The following is a 20,027-nucleotide window of genomic DNA, read 5'->3' on the forward strand; positions in this document are numbered from 1 at the left end:
CTACTGGCAACGGAAGGTGCGGCTGGCTTAGATACGTGGTCCGTGGGTCGGACGGGATCGGCGGGCCTGTTGTTGGCGCAGTTGTTCGCGGCGTTCGGCTTTACGTTGCTCGGCGAGGCGGCGTTGTTCTATCGCGCGTTGCTCCGCGGACTCTCGTCGCGCCCGGTCCGTGTCGACGATCGGATCTGCCGTCACGGGTTGCGGGGTCGGTGCCGACTGCTGACCGGGGCCTGCGTGTGCGGTCACCGACGCGGGTGCGGTGACTGTCTTGATGCGGGCGTTGACCTGATCCCACGCGCGGGCCGCTTCCCCGTGTTCGGGTCGGTCTCCGATGGGCGTGCGGTCGGTGTCGATGCCGAATTGTTCTCGGTAGGCCCCGACTTGTCCGGCGGTGATCTGCCAGCGCAGTCGGGCACCACCGGAGTCGGGAACCTCACCGAGGTGGCGTGTCCAGGCGGGTTGCTCATCGACGGCGTGCTGTCCGAGCTCGCGGGTGCGTTCGGCGATCTCGGTGTATCGGCGGCGGCTCCAGGCGAAGAGTTCGGGGTCGATTCCCTCGCGGTACTGCATCGGCGGCAGGACCCAGCTCGGGGCACTGTGGTCGCGTGCTTCCCGGCCGAGGGGCCAGCGTCGTTCGGCGTCGTCGAGCAGATCCGCTGCGCTCGGGTCGGGGTCGGTGACACCGCGGCGCAGTTCCACGATTGCGGCGTGGGGGTCTTTGCCGGCGCGTTCGGCATTGCGTAGGTGCGCGGCGAGGTCGGGCCACGCCCCGTCGTCGCCGAGGATGGTCTCGGCGTGCTCGCCGAACTGGGTGCGCAGCGTCGGTTTGATGCTCTGCGCCCAGGCGTGCATGTCTTCTGCGCCGTTCTCGATGTGCTTTTCGAGTCGCCAGTGCATGACGGCGGAGACGGAGTCGGCGCTGGCGAGTTCGCGCTCCGAGCGTGCGGCGGCGAGGGTGGGGGCCGCGTCGAGGCCGAGCTGCTCGGCGCGGCGGTACTGGTGGACGAAGGTGTCCCATTCGGCTTCGGCGATCATCGTGTTCGCCAGTTCCGGCCCCATGTTCTCGCGGACGATCGCTTGGATGCGGTGCGCGTCGATGAGTTCGCCCGCGTACTCGTATCCGCCGACGTTGTAGTCGAGCTTGCGGTGTGCGACGGCGGCGTCGCGTTGCTGTTCGGTCGCCGAGACGTCCGAGCCGTCGCGGCCGATGATGGTCCGCACGACTTCGTCGGCGATCTTCTTGTCCGGGTGCACGTGGATCAGGTGCGGGTCGACGATGCGGTCGATGGGCACGTACAGCTGGTTTCCATCACGGCCGCGGGTGAGGGCGACGTAGAGGGCTTGTCGGTTCATGGTGTCGTCGACGAGGACGTGGACCTGGTCGACGGTCATACCTTGCGACCGGTGGATAGTGGCGGCGTAACCGAGCTCGCAGTGCTCTGTGACGTACTCGGCCGGCAGGCGGATGCTCCCGCCGTGTTCGAGGTGGCGCACGGTCAGCGATCCGTCGCGGTGTGCAGTCTTGACCGTCCACAAATCGCCGTTGCGGATCCGTTCCCCGCGTGTTCCAGTCACCCGCAAGCTGGTGTCGTTGCGGCGGGTGACGATGCGGTCCCCGGCGCTGGCGCGCAGTCCGTCGGACAGGTCGTTGCCGCCCTTCTTGACCAGTCCCTTCGCGAGGCGTTCGGCGCGGGCCCGGTCGTTGAGATCGCGGACGGCGTGGTTGCTGCTGGCGATCATCAGCGACGTCGTCTCGGTGTCCGAGGTCTTCGCCCAGGCGGTGAAGACTTTCTCGGCGAGGTCGTCGGCCATGCCGTGCTGGACGCGGTCTTTCGCGGCGTACCAGGCGGCGACGGAGGTGTCGCCGTCGCGCAGTCGCAGCGAGATCTCGGCTTCTTCTTTGTCGCGGAAGCGGTGGACGTCGACCAGTTCCGGTGCCGCGCTCGATCGAGCGACCAGCCGCAGTGCACCGCCCGTGTCGACGGCGGCGAGCTGCTGCGGGTCGCCGAGTAGTCGGACCACTGCTCCGTGCTCGGCTGCGATATAGGTCAGCCGGTCTAGATCGTGTGTCGAGGCCATGCCCGCTTCGTCGACGAGGATCATCGCCCCCGGGGTGATGCCGGTGTCGAGTTCGTTCTGGTAACGGGTGAGGACGTCGGCGATGGTGCGGCCGGTGACACCGAGTTCGTCACCGAGGACGCCGGCGGCTTTCGCGGACGGTCCGAGGGCGATCACGTCGTATCCGGTGCTGCGCCACGCGTCGACGACCACGCGCATGGCGGTGGTCTTGCCGGTCCCGGCCGGACCGACACCGGCAGCCAGGAGGGCACCCGAGAACAAGAAATGCTCGACGAGTACCTTCTTGTCCGCGCCCAGATCCCAGCCTCTGCGTTGGGTGTGCGCGGCAAGGGCGGCGACGTAGGCGTTGCCGGGTGCCATGACCGCGGTCGGGGTGTGGGCGGCACCGACGAGGCGGTGTTCGGCAGCGAGGATCGCTGCGCTGGTGTAGGTCTCGTTGCCGTGCACGGTCAGGATCGACGCACCATCGCTGCGCTGCAACGCCTTGGGTGTCGCGTCGACCTGGCGAGTCAACCGGATCGACTCCCCGCCGAGAGCGGCTTCAGTGACCTTCTCGGCGACCGCGTCACGCTCGGCCGCGGTCGCGAACACCAGCGGCCGTAGTTGTCGTTGGACTTCGGCTTGGATGTGCCAGCGGTTCCAGCTCGAGCGTTGCTGTGCGATACGTGCGACGGCGGTGCGGGCGATCTCGCGGTGGTCGATCGAGGCGGCATCGGTGACGGTGATCGTGTTCCCGGTGCTCGTCTTCAAGGCGGAGTTCAGGGCCCGTCGGCCGACGACGTCGAGCGCGCGTTCGCGCCATTCCGCGCGTTGTGCACCGAGTGATTTCGGGGGTGCTTTCTCGTTGCGGGTTTCCAGGGTCGCTTGGTCGGCGAGGCGCATCTGGATCGCGGTCGAGGGGTCTTTGCCGTGGGTCTTGCGGTAGTCGGCGACGAGCTTTTCCAGGCGTGATTCGATGGCGTCGCGGCGGGAGAACTCGCTGAGCAGTGCGGTGGGGATGCCCTCGATTTCGCGGACGGCGCGTTTGTTGATTCCGGTGCCGGGTCGGTCGGCGAACACGGTGCCGAGCTCGCGGGTGACGTACTCCTCGATGAGGGAGTTGTAGCGCTCGGATGCGGCGACGGCGAGCTTGTGCAGCACGCGGCCATCCAGGCTGCGCCATTTGCCGTCGACGCCTTGCACTTTGGTGGAGATCGCGACGTGGGTGTGCAGGTTCGGGTCACCGTTGCGGTTGTCGCGGTGATCGAACCGGGTGTACATCAGGCCGGTCGATTCGATCTGTCCGACACCGGCTTTGCCGACGCGGGTGTAGGAGGCGTTGTCCTCGACCCAGCCGATGGCATCGCTGACCGCGGCGCTATGTGCGCGCTCGATCGCGACGCGGGTGTCGTCGTCGCCCAGGCCCCAGAGAACGGACACTGATTTCTGTGGAGTGAACACGCAGTCGTAGCCGGCGACGGGTTGGCGTTCGCGGCGTTGCTGCGAGGCGATGTAGCGGACGAGCTCTGCTTCGCTGGCCGGTGATCGGCCGACTTCGCGGTGGAATTCGTCGGCTCCGACGCGGTACCGGATCTGCTGGCAATGCTCCGCAGTGAGCGGCTTTCCTCCGGCGACGCGGTCGTTGTCGATCTCCGCGCGGATGCGTTTCATAAGCGGCACCTCGTTGCGGAAGCTCGCGAACTTACGGCCCAGCCGCACACTCTCGATCGCGGCGTTCGCCTTCGTCCCGTCGAGGACGGCGGCCTCGATCAACGCCTGGGCTTCGGGGTGCAGGCCTTCGCCGAACAGTGCCTTCATCTGGTCCTCGCGGACGTACCCGGACACGCCGAGTTCGGCCGAGGCTCGCCCTCCCCAGATGCCCGGTTGGGTGCCTTCGGCGGCGTAGTAGTCGGTGAGGTCTTGGCCGCGTTCGAGGCGGATGTCGGCGCTGGCGACCTCGCGGGTGAGGTAGGTGTAGCCGTCGCCGGCGTGCAGCGCGTGCACGGTCATCATCGCGGGCACCGCCGCCGACGAGCCGGTGCGCGACGAGATCTCACGGGCCGATCTCGCTCGAATTCAGCTTCTGAGTCGCGCGGCATAGTCGCGATAGTACGCAGATTCCGCCCATGGACACTAATAGTGCAAGAGGTGTGTGGCGTTTGGTTTTTCATTTCGCGAAGAGATACCGGGAATCTGAAGTCGATAGTATCTAGATTTTGGACGAATTAGAACGTGCATGGACGATGAGGGACGAAAGTTGTAGCAAGACAGATCAATCAGGGCGTCCGTGGGCGCGTATGACCCTTTCGCCGGCCAGCATGTTGGCGGTAGCCTGTCCAGTATGACTCCCTCGAACGGTGGACCGGTAAGCGCTCGGGAACGGGCTCGGCGGGCGAATGCGCAGCGATTGTCGGACGCACAGTTGCGTTTGAAGAATCAGGAGCAGGATTTGATTTCGTATTTCGATGCCACCCGCGACGAACAAAGGATCAACGAGGATGTGACGAAAAGGATCGACCGGTTGCGGCGGGACGCACGAACCAAACTCGACGCGGCGTATGAGAGACGCGCTGAAGCACTTGCCGCGCTCAAGACACGCGGTGAAACATACGCCAGTATTGCGGCCTTGGTGGATCTTTCAGTGCCCGAGGCGACGCGGTTGGTCAAATCGACGATGGTGCCAGGTGCGACCACTAGGCCCAATGTTCGTCCGGCTGCAGAAGATGACGCCGGTGGATCGAGTAGCACCGAGAAAAATTTCGAAGGCCGTCGCGGTTCCTCAACAACTGCGACTGCCGAGCCGTTCGTGTTTGGAGACGCGGGGGGCCGATAGAGAGGGCGGGCACAGCATCGCGTGACAAATGAGCGTACTTAGCGCCGCAGGCTTCACGCCCACGCACATCGGAGGTCCTAACTCAGTGCAACCACAACGGTAGTTCGAGAACGCAATGGGAACGCACGCCCACCGCACATGGCTACGGCGAAATAACTATGTCGTTGGCCTGGTGTTGAATCTGGCTCGAAGTAGGAAGTGAACGATTGTGATCGTACTTGTTGGCGTCGGCTTGATCGTCGTAACTGCGCTGTGGCGAGCTGGGAAGTCTGAGACCGGTTGGCGGTTCGCTCCTTTGCGGGCAACGGGAATCATCGCTGGGGGCGTGTTTCGCATCAGCGTGATTGTGGCGTCAGTCGTTTTTGCATTCGTCGTCGCTGCCATCGGCGGCGCGTTGCGTAGCAACTTGTAATACTGCGTCGGAGTTTCGATACGTAGAGCCGAGCTTGCGGCGTGGGCGCATATTGCTCGGTGCGTTTGCGAGGGTTCGCTCCACTTCAGCACCAATCTTCGCTATGGCTGCGTGCACCGAACACAGCGGAGAATCCTCCGCGAGCTTCATCGTCAACTCGGTGCCCACCACCGGCGCTCTACCAAATGGCTCGGGATAGGCACCTGCCCCAACCACCCCGCCGGCTAGACGAGATCACCGTCACAGATCAACGACCGACTGCTTACAGGTATCGAACGGTCGCCCTGTCGAGCGCAGCGATAACTCGGTCTGGTGCGAGAAGCATGGCTCTCAGCCCAACCGCGTATCTCGCCCAGTCCTCAAGGTTCGAGCCCTCCCCGAACGTCGTAGCGGTCGCAAACTGACGTCGCAGGTTCACCGGGAGCCGTCCAGCGAGCGAGGCAGCCAACGCGCGGGCCTTCTCGTATCCTGGGGCCGCCACATTTCGTCTGGGCATGCCCAATTTGGCAGGCGTCGACGGTTCCGCCCCGGCCGATCCCGAACATTTCATCCACCACCCTCAGCGCCGAGGCTCGGAGCACGAACGACCATCACCGTTTGCGTCGCATCGAAGGTCACCGAGAACACGAAAAACGAACAACAGACCAGCTCTGAGGCAATGGCTTCGGATAGGCGACCGATGAACGCCCCATCCGGCGGGAAGGTGAATTCGAGTCCTTCATCGACGCGCCGGCGGCTGGTAGCGGAGGCGAGGATCGATGCCCACAGCTCGATACGCTCTGGCTGGTCGGCTGTTGAGAGCGTGCATGCCGACGGGGCCTTCATCGCGCGGAGAGGCGTAGAGCCGCGAGACGGATGAGTGTCCGGGCGTCCGGGTGCGGCGTCACTGGGTACATGGCCCGACGTTAGACCCAGTACTGGGTGGAAGGTCAAGCATTTGACCTTCCACCCGACTCGAAGGTTTATCCTCGTGCGCATGTCCGCTCTGCGCATTTCACAGCTGTCATCGGCGACCGGCGTCCCAGCGACCACGCTACGGTTCTACGAAAGCGAGGGCCTGCTCCCGGCGGACCGTTCGGCGAACGGCTACCGCGTCTACGACGACCGCGCTCGGCAACGTTTGGCGTTCATTACCGCCGCCAAGAGCCTGAACTTGTCGCTGCCGGAGATCAAACTTCTCCTTCGTGTTTGGGAGAAAGACTCTTGCGCCGCAGTCAAAGCCGAACTCGGCCCCGCCATCGAATCGCACATCGCGCACGCCAACGAATCGATCGCTCAATTGACCGCGCTGCGGGACAGTTTGACCGATGCTCTGTCCCGGCTCGGGGACACACCCGACGCGCCGACGCCCTGCAATCCGGAGTGCACCTGGCTGATCTCTGCGAACACTGCAGTGGGCACCTCGTGAACACATCGAGTACCACCTCGGTGGTGGCATGGCTGGAGAAGTTCCAGATCCCGCTCTACCTGCTGGCCCTGCTCATCGGTGCCGTTGTCGGCTTGGGTGCGCCGTCGTCGGCGCATGCGTTCGAGATCGCCATCAACCCGGTACTGATCGTGTTGCTTTACGCCACGTTCCTCGCGGTTCCGTTCTCCGCCATCGGCGCATCGCTGCGCGACGGGAAGTTCTTGCTCAGTGTCGTGGTGCTGAACTTCGTGCTCGTCCCGGTCGTCGTGTTCGCTTTGACCCGGTTCGTCGCTGACAACCAGGCGGTATTCGTCGGTGTGCTGTTGGTGTTGTTGGCTCCCTGCATCGACTACGTCATCGTCTTCAGCGGGTTGGCGGGCGCGGCATCGGAACGGTTGCTCGCGAGTGCGCCGCTGTTGATGTTGTTGCAGATCGCGTTTCTGCCGCTCTACCTGTGGTTGTTCGTCGGGTCCGAGTTGGTGGAAATCATCGACATTGCACCGTTCGTCGAAGCGTTCGTGCTGCTGATCGTTGTTCCACTGGTGTTGGCGGCCCTGACGCAAGCGCTCGCGCGTCGCCGCCGAATCGGCACCCGGATCATGGATGTGATGGCCGCGGCGATGGTGCCGGTCATGATGGCCACTCTTGCGGTCGTCGTGGCGTCACAGATCGACGCGGTCCGCTCCGAGGGCTCCCAGCTGATTGCCGCGGTGCCGATCTTCGTTGCATTCCTGGTCGTCATGGCGGTTGTCGGATGGGCGACGGCCAGGGTGACGCGCCAGGACGTTCCCGCGACCCGGGCGTTGATTTTTTCCGGTGCGACCCGGAATTCGTTGGTCGTTCTGCCGCTGGCGCTTGCGCTGCCACCACAGCTGTCTCTTGCGGCCGTGGTTGTGGTGGCGCAGACATTGGTGGAGTTGATCGGGATGGTCGTCTACGTCCGAATTATCCCCCGTCTCGTCCCAGCTCGCTTCTCCGAGAACAATATTCAAGGTCGGACCGACTCGCAGGCAACCGAATTCAGCCATTCCGAGGACACGCGGTCATGACTTACGTCATCGCCGAGCCGTGCATCGATGTGATGGACAAGGCGTGTATCGAAGAGTGCCCGGTCGACTGCATCTACGAAGGCCCACGGATGCTCTACATCCACCCCGACGAGTGTGTCGACTGCGGTGCCTGCGAGCCGGTCTGCCCGGTCGAAGCGATTTTCTACGAAGACGACCTCCCGAACGAATGGGCGGAGTACACCTCGATCAATGCACTGTTCTTCGATGACCTCGGATCCCCAGGCGGGGCGGCCAAGACGGGGCCCATCGCGCGCGATCACCCCTCGATCGCCAGTCACCCACCGCAGCAGAACGCCTGAACCTTCACTTGCCGCGCCGCGCGGTCGACGACCGTCCACCACAGTTTCTACGACCACCTTCGTTCAGACCCACAGTGAGTAGAACAGCACCGTGCACCGCTGCCGATCGCCACTCGAGAATGCTCGATTTCACCTAGGCTCCGGCGGCTGGCCCAGCGTCGAGTGCGGCCGCGCTGCGGGTGTTCAGTTGCTGTTCACTTGAACCGGGCTCGGTGTCGCGGTAGCTCTGCGTTCCGGTCGCTTAGCTGAGTCGTGTGGCTCACGGTCGTCCAATAGGGCTGCAATGTCCGATTCGATACACCGGGCGGTCTCACCAACTAGTTGAAAATAAGCAAACCGACCGTTCACATCGATTTCGAATCACTGATACTGTTCGGCGCGCTAACCTTCCTTGGGTCTGGGTCGTGACGGAACGAAGCCCTTTGTGGTCCTTGGCTTTTGGCCTCACGTTGCGGATTGTCCGGTCCCGCTATTCGGTGGGTATCGGTGGCTGACGATGTGTTTGGAGTGAGTGGATCTGATGCAACCAAAGCCGGGCCTTTGGGTTCACTCGCGGCGGCAGCTGTGACGGTGCTGTGCACCTACGGCGGTAAGAGTGCAGTGCAGGCCTTGATCAGTTCTCTGAACGACCCAGCAGGGTTCGACCCGGGCGCGTGCTACCAGAAGGACATCTTCAAAGGCAACGAAGGCTTTGTGACGGTCGATGCCTCGAACTGCCAGTAGGGTCGATTGTCGGAGACTAGGCGAAGGATGGTTCGTGTCATGGTGAGCCCAGAGCCAATGAACAAGGTCGATCAGGTCGACGAGCGAAAGAGCTCGTGGAGAATAGAGCCGAAGCGAATCGTGTTCGTTGTGCTGTTGGTCGCTTTGGGCTTGTCGGCGCGCATCGTCAACGATCGGTGGCCCGATTCCGGCTGGTGGCCGTTGGTTGCGGCTATCGCGCTCGCGTGTGTCGTCTGGTTCGTCCTGTTGGGCCGAAAGCGACGCTAGGCCAGTCCCCGCACGGCTGCATTCATGGAGGGGCTCGAGGTTGCGCAGGCAATTTCGAGCCCCTCTGTTGCGCCTGGAGCATTCTTGGTCGTTCGGGTCGGTTCGCCTGATCGGACGGGCGGAAGCGGTAAATACCCCTCGCCCAGGCCGAACTTCCGGTCGACAGGGCGAATTATGTTGCGGCGTCGCCGCTTCGGCGCTGTTCCGGTCCGTCGAATGGAGGACATCGGGGCCGTCTTCTGCGGGGTGATACTGCGGTGGTCCGTTCCTCTTTCCACTCGAGAAAGTTGGTTGACCATGCGTTCTTTCACTTCCCGGGTACGTGCCGCGGTGCGTCGTTCGGTTGTCGGTGTTGTTCTGTTCGCGGCGTTGGCGATGTCGGCGTTGGCGGTTGCACCTGCGGCGAATGCGGCGTCGGGTGCTCATGTCGCTGTCGGCGCGAACGCGCGTAGTTGCGTGAGCTTGTCGTCGTGCCTGATGGGTCAGGTGGCGTACGACGGTTCGGGGTCGACGTATCAGGTCTCGGACATGTCCTGCTGGTGGGATGGTGCTTCGTACAACGGTTCTCCGCGGTGGTTCAAGGTCTATGTTCAGCTCACGAGCGGGTATGTGGGCCGGTTGTTCGTGCATTCGTCGTTCGTCGGTAATCAGCCCGGCGTTCCGAAGTGCGGGTCGGGCAGCATCTGACCGGTCGAACTATTCGGCAGCAGTCGTGAGGGCATCCGGCCCGGTCTACTGTGGCATGGTTCGCACCGGTGGATCGCCGGTGCCGTTCTGCAGCTGCGTCAAGGCGAGCGCGCGGGCGGCCATGACAGCGATTTCGGCGTCTAGTGGTGGTCCGTCGACGGTTCTTATTCGCATGGCCCGCGTATCGCAGCGGGTACTGACAGAGTTGTTCTCGCGCAACGCTTTCAGGTCTGCTCCCCGCGGTCTGTCTATAGGTAGAGCAGGTGGGTGGCGGTGCCGTCGAAGTGTTCGAGGTTGTCGAGGACTCCGGTGTAGTTGGCGGGTCGGCAGGCTCCGAGGCTGACGATGAGGGCGCAGGCTCCGTCGATGGTGACGAGGTAGGTCGGTGGGGTGTTGGTGGGGCTGGCGTCGGCGTGGGCTTGTGCGTCGAGGAGGGCGTAGCGGACGGCGTCGGCGGCGGCTCGTTTCGCTGCGTCGAGGCTGGGTTCTGCTCCTGCGGTGGTGATGGTTTCGGGGCGGCCGTCGGGTCGGGTGGTGACGGTCCAGGTGATCATCGGTTTCGTGTTCCTTCGGGTGGGTGAGCCGGGCGGCCTGTGGTGCGTGGTTCTTCGAGCATCGCGTACCGAGCGCCAGCGAGGTCCGCGATGCGCAGGCATTTTCCGGAATCTGGGGATAGAGACTTTCCCTGTGGATGGATACAGCTCGGCCCCGGAATCCGTGTCGGGTTCCGGGGCCGGATCGGGTGGTGGCTACAAACGTCGTCGCCAGGGTGCGGCCATGTCTTCCTGGTGTTCGCGTTCGGCGTCGTCGAATGCGTCGGTGAGTGTGGTCGGGTCGCTGAGGTACTGGTCGCCGTCGGTGAAGATCGCGACGGCCATGCGGTGGATGTTTCGGAGCTCGTCGAGCATGGTGACGTAGCCGAGGCGGTCGATGATGCGCCAGGTGACCGGTCCCATGTGGACCTCGACCCAGTGCATGGTGCGTCGCCGGGCGGGGACGTACTGCTCGCGTGGGGTGACGGCGGTTTCCGGTGGCGCGATCCAGACGACGGACATGGCGGAGCGGGCGTAGTCGTCGCCTGGTCCCCCGGGCTGGGGTGCTTGGTTGTCGATGCGGCTGATGAGGGTGCGGGCGTCGGCGAGTCCGGCGATGAAGGCGTGGACGGCGGCGGCGGAGCGGAAGGTCATCATCAGTCGGTTGAAGGTGACGATCATCTGGGCGTCGTCGGTGGCGGCGGCGTGGACGTTGACCACGGCTTTCTGGCGTCCGACGATGGTGGCGGTGGTGTGGGTGACCACTGCGCCGTAGTTGTCGGTGTCGGTGCTGCTGTGGGCTTTCTGGGCGGTGGTCTTCGACATCTCGCGCTCCCCTGCTCAACGTGACGAACCGGGTGGCCCGCCAATTTTTTTGCCGTTCTGGCAGAGGAGAGTTGGACCGGCATGAGGGGGCCGGAGTGCAATGGTCGGGCCGGAAAGTTTTCAGCCGGAGGCGTCTGTGAAAAGTTTCCGGAGCCCCTTGGGGCCGGGAGCGCAGCGGACGCCGGCGGTTGCGCGGAGGTCACCGCCGGTCAAAATCGGAAGGCCAGAAGGGAATCTCAATAGGTTTTGTCAAGCACGGCCGCAGGCCGTTCCGATTGGACGACACCGGAGGTGGCGCAGCACCGAGAGCACGACTACCCGTGTGCACCTCGGTCACCGAATGTTCACTTGACGGCTGGATAGAGAAGTATCAATATAGACGGATGTCGATCCAAGACCATCCGATCCCCACCAGCGCGTCCGGTGAGTGCTGCTCACCCCTCACCCGCGAGGCATTGACCGCCGATTGGGCCGGTGACCTCGCCCGCATGTTCAAGGCCCTCGGAGACCCGGTCCGCCTGCGCCTGTTGAGCATGGTCGCCAGCCACGACGGCGGTGAAGCCTGCGTCTGCGACATCCTCCCCGCATTCGAACTTTCTCAGCCCACCATCTCCCATCACCTGAAGGTGCTGCGCGAAGCGGGACTCTTGGACTGCGAACGCCGCGGAACGTGGGTCTACTACTGGGTGATACCTACTGCACTGCAACAGCTCTCGTCAGTCCTGAGTGCCGCCGACCCCAGTTACGACGATGCGACGCTGGTGACCGCATGAGCACCACGACCGACACCGACGGAGCCGTCGTCGGCAAGCTCTCCACCCTCGACCGCTACCTCCCGGTGTGGATCGGCGTGGCCATGGTCATCGGCCTGCTGCTCGGGCGGCTGATTCCCGGGATGAACGACGCCCTCTCCGCGATCTCGGTGGACGGTGTCTCGCTGCCGATCGCCATCGGACTGCTGATCATGATGTATCCGGTGCTGGCGAAGGTGCGCTACGACCGCCTGGACAGGGTCACCGGCGACAAGCGCCTGCTGATCGGGTCCCTGGTTCTGAACTGGATCCTCGGCCCCGCGCTGATGTTCGCCCTCGCCTGGCTGTTCCTACCCGATCTTCCCGAGTACCGCACCGGTCTCATCATTGTCGGCCTGGCTCGATGCATCGCCATGGTCATCATCTGGAACGACCTCGCCTGCGGTGACCGCGAAGCCGCCGCCGTGCTGGTGGCAATCAACTCGGTGTTCCAGGTCTTCATGTTCGCGGTCCTCGGCTGGTTCTACCTCTCTGTCCTGCCGGGGTGGCTGGGCCTGGACCAGACCACCATCGAAGCCTCGCCGTGGCAGATCGCGAAGTCGGTGCTGATATTCCTCGGCATCCCACTCGTCGCCGGGTTCGCTTCCCGCTTCTTCGGCGAGCGTGCCAAAGGCCGCGAGTGGTACGAGAGCAAGTTCATTCCCCGTATCGCACCGTGGGCGCTGTACGGCCTGCTGTTCACGATCGTCATTCTCTTTGCGCTGCAGGGTGATCGGATCACGTCACAGCCATTGGACGTGGTTCGGATCGCGTTGCCGCTCCTGGTGTATTTCGCGGTCATGTGGGGCGGCGGGTACGCCCTCGGCGCCGCGATGGGACTCGGCTACGAGCGCACCACCACCCTGGCCTTCACAGCTGCGGGCAACAACTTCGAGCTCGCGATCGCCGTGGCGATCGCGACGTACGGGGCCACGTCCGGACAGGCGCTCGCCGGCGTCGTCGGCCCGCTGATCGAAGTTCCCGTGCTCGTCGGCCTCGTCTATGTCTCACTCGCTCTACGCAAGCGCTTCACCCCCAGCCCGTCCGCGACCACAGTGACAAAGGAGTCCTGATGTCCGAGCACCGCGCACAACCCGAATTGCTCATGCCCCAAGCCGTTCTGAGCCGCACCGCGGAGGAACTGTCGGCGAAATACACCGGCGTGTTCTCCCCGCAGACCGTCGAACGGTACGTCTTCGAGTCCTACACGGCCTTGCGCCGCACCGCGAAGATTCACACACACCTGACCTCCCTGGCCGGCCGTTTTGCGGCCGACCGCCTCACCGCGTTGGCGCAATCACAGGGCGCTGCACCGAAAGACGTCCCGGAGGTGCTGTTCATCTGCGTCCACAACGCCGGCCGCTCCCAGATGGCGGCTGCGCTGCTCGCACACCACGGCGGACGGCGGGTGCACGTCCGCTCCGCCGGATCGGCACCCACGCACGAGATCAACCCCACCGTGATCGAGGCGATGACCGAGATGGGCATCGACCTCGGCGCCGAGTTCCCCAAGCCGCTCACCGACGACGTCGTCGCAGCCGCCGACGTGGTGGTGTCGATGGGGTGCGGCGACGCATGTGCCGTCTACCCCGGAAAGCGCTACCTCGACTGGGAACTCGACGATCCCGACGGCCAAACGCTGGACGAGGTGCGCCGCATCCGCGACGACCTCGACACGCGCGTGCGCCAGCTGCTTACCGAGCTGACGACGCCCGTTCCCGCCTGACACCCACACCGAGACCGACGAGAGGGTTCTTCTATGTCCGACACACCCAGTGTGCTGTTCGTTTGTGTCCACAACGCCGGCCGATCCCAGATGGCCGCCGGTTTCCTGGCCCACCTCGCCGGTGACGCCGTCGAAGTACGGTCCGCTGGGAGCGCTCCCGCCGACACCGTCAACGCTGCCGCAGTCGCCGCTATGGCCGAGATGGGTATCGACATCTCCGCACAGACCCCGAAGATATTGACCCCGGACGCCGTCGAAACCTCCGACGTCGTCATCACCATGGGATGTGGTGACGCGTGCCCAGTCTTTCCCGGCGTGAGCTACCGCGACTGGGCGTTGCCCGACCCCGCGGGCAAAGGCATCGATGCCGTCCGCCCCATCCGTGACCGCATCGAAGAACTAGTCCGTGACCTGATCGCCGAACTCGTTCCTTCCCGGTCCGGGTCGATCCGATGAGCACTCCCAGCGTCCTGTTCGTCTGCGTCAAGAACGGCGGCAAATCGCAGATGGCCGCCGGGCTTATGCGCGCAGCTGCAGGTGGCACGGTCGAGGTGCACTCCGCCGGCACGAAACCCGGTAGCAGCGTGAACACGCTGTCCGCGGAATCGTTGCTCGAGGTCGGAGTGGACCTGACCGGCCAGCAGCCGAAGCCGATCGACCCGGCACTGCTGGCGCGGATGGATTACGTCATCACCCTCGGCAGCGAAGCCGAGGTCGACGTCGTCGACGGCCCGATCTTCGAGAACTGGGACACCGACGAACCGTCGACACGCGGCATCGACGGTATCGAGCGCATGCGGCTGGTGCGCGACGACATCGCCGCCCGCGTCGACGACCTCACCTCGCGGCTCGGTGTCACTGCACAAGGGAACGCAACACGATGACCGGGCGCAGGATCGTCGCCATCGGGGGTAGCGACGCCGGGATCAGCGCCGCGCTACGCGCCCGCGAACTCGATCCCACCGCGGATGTCACTGTCGTCGTGGCCGACGCCTACCCCAACTTCTCCATCTGCGGCATCCCGTACTACGTCTCCGGCGAAGTCACGCACTGGACCAACCTCGCGCACCGCACCGCCGACGACCTCGCCGCCACCGGGATGACCGTCCTCACCGACACCCGCGCCACCGCCATCGACGCCCTAGGACATTCGCTAGCGGTCACGGACGCCGCCGGGCGTTCGCGGTCCCTGGATTACGACGCCCTCATCGTCGGGACCGGCGCGGTCAGCGCCCGACCCCCAATCGCCGGGCTCACCGGCCCGGACGCACTGGGACCGAAAGAGGGCGTACACCTGCTGCATTCGATGGGTGACACGTTCGAGGTCATGGACTCCATCCGCGCCCGCGACCCGCAAACCGCGATCATCATCGGAGCCGGATACATCGGCCTCGAGATGGCCGAAGGGTTGACCACCCGCGGCGTCGCGGTCACCCAGATCGAATCCCTTCCCGAAGTGCTCCCCACCGTCGACCCGGAGCTCGGCGCGTTGGTTCACGACGAGCTCGAACGGCACGGTGTCGAGGTCATCACCGCCGCCACGGTCTCCGCCATCACCGACACCGACGGTGCACTCACCGTCGCGGCCGCCCGCTCCACTGGTCAGACCTTCACTCGCACGGTCGATCTCGTCCTCGTCGTGGTCGGGGTGCGGCCCGACACCGCACTCGCCGCTGACGCCGGCGCGCAGCTCGGGGTCAAGGGTGCGATCGTGGTCGACGAGGGGATGCGCACCAACCTGCCCGATGTGTTCGCGGCCGGGGACTGCGTCGTCACCCACCACCGCCTGCTCGGCACGACCTGGCTGCCGCTGGGCACGACTGCTCACAAGCAGGGACGCGTCGCGGGCGAGAACGCCCTCGGCGGCGACGCTGCCTTCGCGGGGAGCCTGGGCACCCAGGTGGTCAAGGTGTTCGACCTGGTCGCTGCCCGCACCGGTCTGCGCGAACACGAAGCGGTCGGTGCGGGCTTTTCGCCGGTGTCGACGATGTCGACACCGGACGATCACAAGGCGTACTACCCGGGTGCGACACCGATCTCGATCCGCATCACCGGTGACGCCGACACCGGGCGTCTGCTCGGAGCGCAGCTCGTCGGACGCCGTAGCGCGGAGATCTCGAAACGAGTCGACACCTACGCCGCCGCGCTGTTCCATCGGATGACCGTCGAGGGCGTGAGCGAGTTCGACCTGTCCTACACCCCGCCTCTCGGATCACCCTGGGACGCAGTGCAGATGGCGACACAAGCATGGGTTCGCGAGCACCGGCTCACCGCCGAACGCGACGCTCTGAAATCTCAGCTCCACCGAGGAAAGGTTGACATCTCATGACCGATTACCCCGTCGTCGTGGTCGGCGCAGGACCCATCGGGCTCGCCGCCGCCGCGCACCTCACCGAAACCGGCTCCGCCGTCGTCGTGCTCGAGCGCGGCACGTCCGCAGGAGCGGCGGTGTCGCAGTGGAACCACGTGCGCCTGTTCTCCCCGTGGTCCGAAGTCGTAGACCCCGCCGCCGCTCGACTCCTCGAGCCCACCGGATGGATCGCACCGGACGGTGACACCTACGCCACCGGCCAGGAGTGGGTCGAGCAGTACCTCGCCCCGCTCGCCGCCGTCCTCGGCGATACGGTCCGAGCGGACTGCGAGGTCGTCGGCGTCGCACGTCGTGGCCGCGACCGCGTCGTCGACGCCGGACGCGACACCGAACCACTGTCGGTGCACGTCCGCCACAGCGACGGCACCGAGGAACGCATCCTCGCCCGCGCCGTTGTCGACGCCTCCGGAACATGGGGATCGCCGAACCCGCTGGGCAGCGAGGGGCTTGCGGCCATCGGCGAACGCGCCGCAGCAGACAAGATCGTCTACCGCGTCCCTGATCTCCTCGATCCGGCTGTGCTGCCCGACTACGCGGGCAAGCACATCGTCATCGCCGGTAGCGGACACTCCGCACTGACCGCGATCATCGGATTCGCCGAACTCGCTGCCAGACACCCCGGAACCAAGCTGACCTGGGCGGTGCGGCGCGGAGTCACCGCGGAGGTGTTCGGCGGCGGCGAGGCGGACGAGCTCGCTGCCCGCGGCGCACTGGGCCTGCGAGCGAAGAAGGCCGTCGACGACGGATACCTGACCGTGGTGTCCGGATTCCGCACCGAAGAGGTCGCGCCACAGGGTGACCAGGTCACCCTCATCGGTGACAGCGGCGCACGGATCGAGGACGTCGACCGTGTCCTGGCGCTGACCGGGTTCCGGCCGGACCTGTCATGGCTGTCCGAGGTGCGCCTGGACCTCGACCCCACCCTGCAGGCCCCGAGATTCGTCGCGGAACTGGTAGATCCGAACATGCACTCGTGCGGATCGGTGTCCCCGCACGGCGTCGAGGAGCTCACTCAGCCCGAGCCGGGTCTGTATCTGGTGGGGATGAAGAGCTACGGCCGCGCACCCACGTTCCTCGCAATGACCGGGTACGAGCAGGTCCGCAGCATCGCCGCCGAGCTCGCCGGTGATCACGACGGTGCCCGGAAAGTGGAACTGACGCTGCCCGATACGGGTGTGTGCGGCGGCGCGGGATTGTTCGACGACCCCGAAGCACCCTCGACCGGTGGGTGCTGCGGAGTCCCGGCGGCCCCGGAGTTGATCACTCTCGGCGCACCGATGCGTGACTGACACGACCGCCGACACGTCGCCGACCGAGGCTCAGCACCTCGGTCGGCGACGGGTGCTCGGCGCGTTGTGCGTCACCGAGATCACCAGCTGGGGCATCCTGTATTACGCCTTTCCCGTTCTCGCACCGTCGATCTCGGCGGATACCGGATGGTCGACGACATCGATCGTCGCGGCGTTCACCGTCGGCCAACTCGTCGCGGCACTGGTCGGAATCCCTGTCGGACGTGTTCTGGACCGCCACGGCCCGCGATGGGTGATGACGACTGGCTCGATCATCGCCGTCCCTGCGGTCGTCGTCATCGCCACGGCACCGTCGCTGCCGGTGTTCTACATCGGGTGGGTGGTTGCCGGCGTCGCGATGGGCGCAGTGCTCTACCCACCGGCGTTCGCCGCCCTGACCCGATGGTGGGGAGGTGATCGAGTGCGGGCCCTGATGATCCTCACTCTCGCCGCCGGCCTCGCCAGCACTGTGTTCGCGCCGGTGACGGCCGCATTGATGGGCCGGTTCGACTGGCGCAGCACCTATGTGGTGCTCGCCGCCTTCCTGCTCGTTGTCACGGTTCCCTCGCACGCATTCGGCCTACGCGGATCGTGGCCACCTGCCCACCCCGGCGTCCATGCAGCGCCGCCGGAGTCGAGGTCCGCGATCAGCCGCAGCCGCCCCTTCCTCGTCCTCACCGCATCACTGGCCGTGGCGGCGTTCGCATCGTTCGCCGCGGTGTTCAACCTCGTCCCGCTGCTCCTCGAGCGCGGCGTCGACGCCACCCTCGCCGCTACGACCCTCGGCCTCGGCGGCGCCGGTCAGGTTCTCGGTCGGCTCGGTTACCTGCCGCTGCAACGCCTCACCGGCACACGGGGGCGCACCGCCTCTGTCATCGCCGCTACCGCCCTGACCACCGCACTGCTCGGGCTCGCCACCAGCACACTCGCCCTCGTCTTCCTCGCCGTCGGGGCCGGATTGGCGCGGGGCATCTTCACCCTCGTGCAGGCAACCGCGATCACCGACCGCTGGGGTCCGGTTCATTACGGGCACCTCGGCGGAATCATGAACGCCCCCATCGTGATCACGATGGCGTTCGGCCCGTGGGGCGGCGCGGTGTTGGCCGAGTGGACCGGAAGCTACGCCCACGCCTTTCTCGTTCTCGGTGTGATCGCCGGATCCGCTGCTGGCCTCGCGGCGTTCAGCATGCCGGGAGTGCGGTCAGGCCGCTTCAGCGTGCGGGGGCGCTCCTGACCGGTCGTCGTACGTCGTTCCGTCTCTGAGCATGGCCCACAGTACGTTCGAGCGCCTGCGCGCGAGAGCCAGCACCGCCTGCGTGTGGCGTTTGCCTTCGGCTCGTTTGCGGTCGTAGAAGACTTTCGACGCCGGACAGGATCGGACACTCAGTTGCGCCGACAGGTACGCCACCCGCAGCAGCCTTCGGTCGTATCGGCGTGGCCGGCGCAGGTTGCCGCTGACCCGTCCCGAGTCCCGTGGCGCGGGCGCGAGTCCGGCGACCGCCGCGAGGCGGTCTGCAGTGCCGAACGCTGTCACATCGCCGCCGGTGGCTGCGAGGAATTCTGCGCCGAGTAGCGGACCCATCCCGGGCATCGATTCGATGACGGTGGCGCTGCGATGACGCCGAAACGTCTCCTCGATCTGTTTGTCCAGTTCGGCCAGCCGACGGTTGAGGTCCAGCACGGAGTGAGCGAGCGTTTCGACAACCGCTGCGGTGACACACTGGCCCGCCACCCGCACCACTTGTGACAGTGCGGCCTCGGTGGCACGCCTGGCAAGTTCAGTGGCGTTGTATGCCTTGCGGTTTCGTAGCCACGCTTCCAATGCTGGGGCCCCGAGCGAACGGATGCCCTCCGGTGTCTGGAACCCCGTCAGCAGTATCAGTGCGCCCTTTACGTTGCTCAGATCGAGAGCACGTTCGAGGGCAGGGAAGTAAGTGCTGAGAAGAGCTCTGAGTCGGTTGATCGTGCGCGTGCGATCGCGCATCAGATCAGTTCTGTGTGAGGTCAGAAGGGCCAGCTCGACACTGATTTCGTCGTCGGCCCGCATCGGGAGCAGGTCTCGGCGCATCCGGGCCTGGTCCGCGATGATCGCCGCGTCCTTGGCATCGGTCTTGCCGTCACCTCGGTATCCCGCAGCAGCGTGATGAACGATCCGGCCCGGAATATAGAGCAGAGATTGACCTCCCACGCGGAGCAACGCAATCAGAAGTGCCGCGCCTCCGCTGTTCAAGTCCACAGCCCAGGTGATGGGCCCACCGGCGGCCAGCGTCACGACATCGTCGATGAGGTCGGTCAATTCGGGTTGCCCGTTCACCACGCGCCGTGACAACAGTGTTCGTCCCTCATGATCGATCGCCACGGCATGGTGATGCGTCTTGCCCGCATCGATACCCACCCACACGTCTTGCACAGCGTTCCCCCTCGATCGTCGGTCACATATGGAGTACCTGGTGGACGACATCCCCGTCGTGTCCTTAATCAGCGATCGCGTCGCATCTCTCAATGAGCGGTCGAGTCGTCGAGAACGCCGGGCGGCCATTCCCTTCCGGCCATCCGAACAGCGAAAAAAAGATAGCCATACCCGGCGTCCCCAGGCACCCAGAACCTACGTCCACGGCCCGGTGATGCCCGGCAATGACGTTAAGGAAAACAAGAATTCTTTTCACAGGACGGAGCGCAGCGGAGTTCGATTCGGTGGACGCCCGCAGGGTGGCCCGGACCTGCTCGCAGCGCTC

Annotated in this window: 22 protein-coding genes; 16 read left to right on the forward strand and 6 right to left on the reverse strand. The window is 65.2% G+C overall.

Annotation, left to right across the window (positions count from 1 at the left end; all coding sequences use genetic code 11):
- Positions 1-27: 27 nt before the first annotated feature.
- On the reverse strand, positions 28-4,071 hold the full coding sequence (mobF, locus tag CH293_RS05790; protein ID WP_037154255.1) for a MobF family relaxase: 4,044 nt from the start codon (positions 4,069-4,071) through the stop codon (positions 28-30).
- Between the two features lie 328 nt (positions 4,072-4,399).
- Between mobF and CH293_RS05795 the strand changes: the two genes are divergently transcribed.
- Positions 4,400-4,891, forward strand: coding sequence for a hypothetical protein (locus tag CH293_RS05795; protein WP_176459921.1), 492 nt, complete (start codon positions 4,400-4,402; stop codon positions 4,889-4,891).
- Between the two features lie 352 nt (positions 4,892-5,243).
- Here CH293_RS05795 and CH293_RS27830 read toward each other — a convergent pair whose 3' ends face one another.
- Positions 5,244-5,471 (reverse strand): hypothetical protein, encoded by a 228-nt coding sequence (locus tag CH293_RS27830; protein ID WP_141217141.1) that lies wholly within the window; start codon positions 5,469-5,471, stop codon positions 5,244-5,246.
- Between the two features lie 378 nt (positions 5,472-5,849).
- On the reverse strand, positions 5,850-6,128 hold the full coding sequence (locus CH293_RS05810; RefSeq protein WP_037154262.1) for a hypothetical protein: 279 nt from the start codon (positions 6,126-6,128) through the stop codon (positions 5,850-5,852).
- A 151-nt stretch (positions 6,129-6,279) separates the two neighbouring features.
- Here CH293_RS05810 and CH293_RS05815 point away from each other — a divergent pair, with 151 nt between their 5' ends.
- From CH293_RS05815 to CH293_RS05840, 6 genes are all read left to right on the forward strand, one after another.
- Positions 6,280-6,711, forward strand: coding sequence for a MerR family transcriptional regulator (locus tag CH293_RS05815; protein WP_094719628.1), 432 nt, complete (start codon positions 6,280-6,282; stop codon positions 6,709-6,711).
- A 20-nt stretch (positions 6,712-6,731) separates the two neighbouring features.
- Positions 6,732-7,760, forward strand: a complete 1,029-nt coding sequence (locus CH293_RS05820; protein WP_037154466.1) for an arsenic resistance protein — start codon at positions 6,732-6,734, stop codon at positions 7,758-7,760.
- Positions 7,757-8,080, forward strand: a complete 324-nt coding sequence (gene fdxA / locus CH293_RS05825; protein WP_037154271.1) for a ferredoxin — start codon at positions 7,757-7,759, stop codon at positions 8,078-8,080. Before CH293_RS05820 ends, fdxA begins: the two co-directional genes overlap by 4 nt.
- 507 nt (positions 8,081-8,587) lie before the next feature.
- Positions 8,588-8,803, forward strand: a complete 216-nt coding sequence (locus CH293_RS05830; protein WP_037154274.1) for a hypothetical protein — start codon at positions 8,588-8,590, stop codon at positions 8,801-8,803.
- 57 nt (positions 8,804-8,860) lie between these two features.
- A complete protein-coding gene (locus CH293_RS05835) occupies positions 8,861-9,070 on the forward strand; it encodes a hypothetical protein (protein ID WP_094719629.1) in 210 nt (69 codons plus the stop codon).
- 297 nt (positions 9,071-9,367) lie between these two features.
- A complete protein-coding gene (locus CH293_RS05840; RefSeq protein ID WP_207309291.1) occupies positions 9,368-9,757 on the forward strand; it encodes a hypothetical protein in 390 nt (129 codons plus the stop codon).
- Positions 9,758-10,005: 248 nt separating this feature from the next.
- Here the strand turns inward: CH293_RS05840 and CH293_RS28740 are convergent, their stop codons facing one another.
- Together CH293_RS28740 and CH293_RS05850 are read right to left on the reverse strand one after the other, a co-directional pair.
- Positions 10,006-10,311 carry a hypothetical protein gene (locus CH293_RS28740; protein WP_037154279.1) on the reverse strand — a complete coding sequence of 102 codons (306 nt, stop codon included), beginning with the start codon at positions 10,309-10,311 and terminating at the stop codon, positions 10,006-10,008.
- 195 nt (positions 10,312-10,506) lie between these two features.
- Positions 10,507-11,115, reverse strand: coding sequence for a hypothetical protein (locus CH293_RS05850; RefSeq protein ID WP_094719630.1), 609 nt, complete (start codon positions 11,113-11,115; stop codon positions 10,507-10,509).
- Between the two features lie 383 nt (positions 11,116-11,498).
- Here CH293_RS05850 and CH293_RS05855 point away from each other — a divergent pair, with 383 nt between their 5' ends.
- From CH293_RS05855 to CH293_RS05890, 8 genes are read left to right on the forward strand one after another with little or no spacing between them, the layout of a single operon-like run.
- Complete coding sequence (locus CH293_RS05855) at positions 11,499-11,888, forward strand: helix-turn-helix transcriptional regulator (protein ID WP_037154287.1); 390 nt, start codon at positions 11,499-11,501, stop codon at positions 11,886-11,888.
- The gene (gene arsB / locus CH293_RS05860) at positions 11,885-12,979 is read left to right on the forward strand and encodes an ACR3 family arsenite efflux transporter (RefSeq protein WP_037154290.1); all 1,095 of its coding nucleotides are present in this window, start codon (positions 11,885-11,887) and stop codon (positions 12,977-12,979) included. Before CH293_RS05855 ends, arsB begins: the two co-directional genes overlap by 4 nt.
- Positions 12,979-13,632: an arsenate reductase ArsC gene (locus tag CH293_RS05865; protein WP_037154293.1), complete on the forward strand. Its 654-nt coding sequence runs from the start codon at positions 12,979-12,981 to the stop codon at positions 13,630-13,632. Before arsB ends, CH293_RS05865 begins: the two co-directional genes overlap by 1 nt.
- Positions 13,633-13,665: 33 nt before the next feature.
- A complete protein-coding gene (locus tag CH293_RS05870) occupies positions 13,666-14,088 on the forward strand; it encodes an arsenate reductase ArsC (protein ID WP_037154295.1) in 423 nt (140 codons plus the stop codon).
- The gene (locus CH293_RS05875) at positions 14,085-14,516 is read left to right on the forward strand and encodes a low molecular weight phosphatase family protein (protein ID WP_037154297.1); all 432 of its coding nucleotides are present in this window, start codon (positions 14,085-14,087) and stop codon (positions 14,514-14,516) included. Before CH293_RS05870 ends, CH293_RS05875 begins: the two co-directional genes overlap by 4 nt.
- The gene (locus tag CH293_RS05880; RefSeq protein WP_052058725.1) at positions 14,513-15,961 is read left to right on the forward strand and encodes an FAD-dependent oxidoreductase; all 1,449 of its coding nucleotides are present in this window, start codon (positions 14,513-14,515) and stop codon (positions 15,959-15,961) included. The genes CH293_RS05875 and CH293_RS05880 overlap by 4 nt, the downstream gene beginning before the upstream one ends.
- Complete coding sequence (locus CH293_RS05885; RefSeq protein ID WP_037154299.1) at positions 15,958-17,292, forward strand: NAD(P)-binding domain-containing protein; 1,335 nt, start codon at positions 15,958-15,960, stop codon at positions 17,290-17,292. The genes CH293_RS05880 and CH293_RS05885 overlap by 4 nt, the downstream gene beginning before the upstream one ends.
- Positions 17,285-18,526 (forward strand): MFS transporter, encoded by a 1,242-nt coding sequence (locus CH293_RS05890; protein ID WP_052058726.1) that lies wholly within the window; start codon positions 17,285-17,287, stop codon positions 18,524-18,526. Before CH293_RS05885 ends, CH293_RS05890 begins: the two co-directional genes overlap by 8 nt.
- Here the strand turns inward: CH293_RS05890 and CH293_RS05895 are convergent.
- The gene (locus CH293_RS05895) at positions 18,494-19,753 is read right to left on the reverse strand and encodes an IS110 family transposase (RefSeq protein WP_052058727.1); all 1,260 of its coding nucleotides are present in this window, start codon (positions 19,751-19,753) and stop codon (positions 18,494-18,496) included. The two genes, CH293_RS05890 and CH293_RS05895, sit on opposite strands and share 33 nt — an antisense overlap.
- Between CH293_RS05895 and CH293_RS28390 the strand changes: the two genes are divergently transcribed.
- A partial coding sequence (locus CH293_RS28390; RefSeq protein WP_217900738.1) for a hypothetical protein occupies positions 19,743-20,027 on the forward strand: 285 nt, incomplete at its 3' end. The genes CH293_RS05895 and CH293_RS28390 overlap by 11 nt on opposite strands.

The sequence above is a fragment of the Rhodococcus sp. 14-2470-1b genome, assembly GCF_002259415.1.
Taxonomy (GTDB): Bacteria; Actinomycetota; Actinomycetes; order Mycobacteriales; family Mycobacteriaceae; genus Rhodococcoides.

Bases quoted from the DNA above. Each gene is read 5' to 3' on its own strand.
- mobF (WP_037154255.1), bottom strand. From the start codon at position 4,071: ATGATGACCGTGCACGCGCTGCACGCCGGCGACGGCTACACCTACCTC.
- CH293_RS05795 (WP_176459921.1), top strand. From the start codon at position 4,400: ATGACTCCCTCGAACGGTGGACCGGTAAGCGCTCGGGAACGGGCTCGG.
- CH293_RS05810 (WP_037154262.1), bottom strand. From the start codon at position 6,128: ATGAAGGCCCCGTCGGCATGCACGCTCTCAACAGCCGACCAGCCAGAG.
- CH293_RS05815 (WP_094719628.1), top strand. From the start codon at position 6,280: ATGTCCGCTCTGCGCATTTCACAGCTGTCATCGGCGACCGGCGTCCCA.
- fdxA (WP_037154271.1), top strand. From the start codon at position 7,757: ATGACTTACGTCATCGCCGAGCCGTGCATCGATGTGATGGACAAGGCG.
- CH293_RS05835 (WP_094719629.1), top strand. From the start codon at position 8,861: ATGAACAAGGTCGATCAGGTCGACGAGCGAAAGAGCTCGTGGAGAATA.
- CH293_RS05840 (WP_207309291.1), top strand. From the start codon at position 9,368: ATGCGTTCTTTCACTTCCCGGGTACGTGCCGCGGTGCGTCGTTCGGTT.
- CH293_RS28740 (WP_037154279.1), bottom strand. From the start codon at position 10,311: ATGATCACCTGGACCGTCACCACCCGACCCGACGGCCGCCCCGAAACC.
- CH293_RS05850 (WP_094719630.1), bottom strand. From the start codon at position 11,115: ATGTCGAAGACCACCGCCCAGAAAGCCCACAGCAGCACCGACACCGAC.
- CH293_RS05855 (WP_037154287.1), top strand. From the start codon at position 11,499: ATGTCGATCCAAGACCATCCGATCCCCACCAGCGCGTCCGGTGAGTGC.
- arsB (WP_037154290.1), top strand. From the start codon at position 11,885: ATGAGCACCACGACCGACACCGACGGAGCCGTCGTCGGCAAGCTCTCC.
- CH293_RS05865 (WP_037154293.1), top strand. From the start codon at position 12,979: ATGTCCGAGCACCGCGCACAACCCGAATTGCTCATGCCCCAAGCCGTT.
- CH293_RS05870 (WP_037154295.1), top strand. From the start codon at position 13,666: ATGTCCGACACACCCAGTGTGCTGTTCGTTTGTGTCCACAACGCCGGC.
- CH293_RS05875 (WP_037154297.1), top strand. From the start codon at position 14,085: ATGAGCACTCCCAGCGTCCTGTTCGTCTGCGTCAAGAACGGCGGCAAA.
- CH293_RS05880 (WP_052058725.1), top strand. From the start codon at position 14,513: ATGACCGGGCGCAGGATCGTCGCCATCGGGGGTAGCGACGCCGGGATC.
- CH293_RS05885 (WP_037154299.1), top strand. From the start codon at position 15,958: ATGACCGATTACCCCGTCGTCGTGGTCGGCGCAGGACCCATCGGGCTC.
- CH293_RS05895 (WP_052058727.1), bottom strand. From the start codon at position 19,753: ATGTCGTCCACCAGGTACTCCATATGTGACCGACGATCGAGGGGGAAC.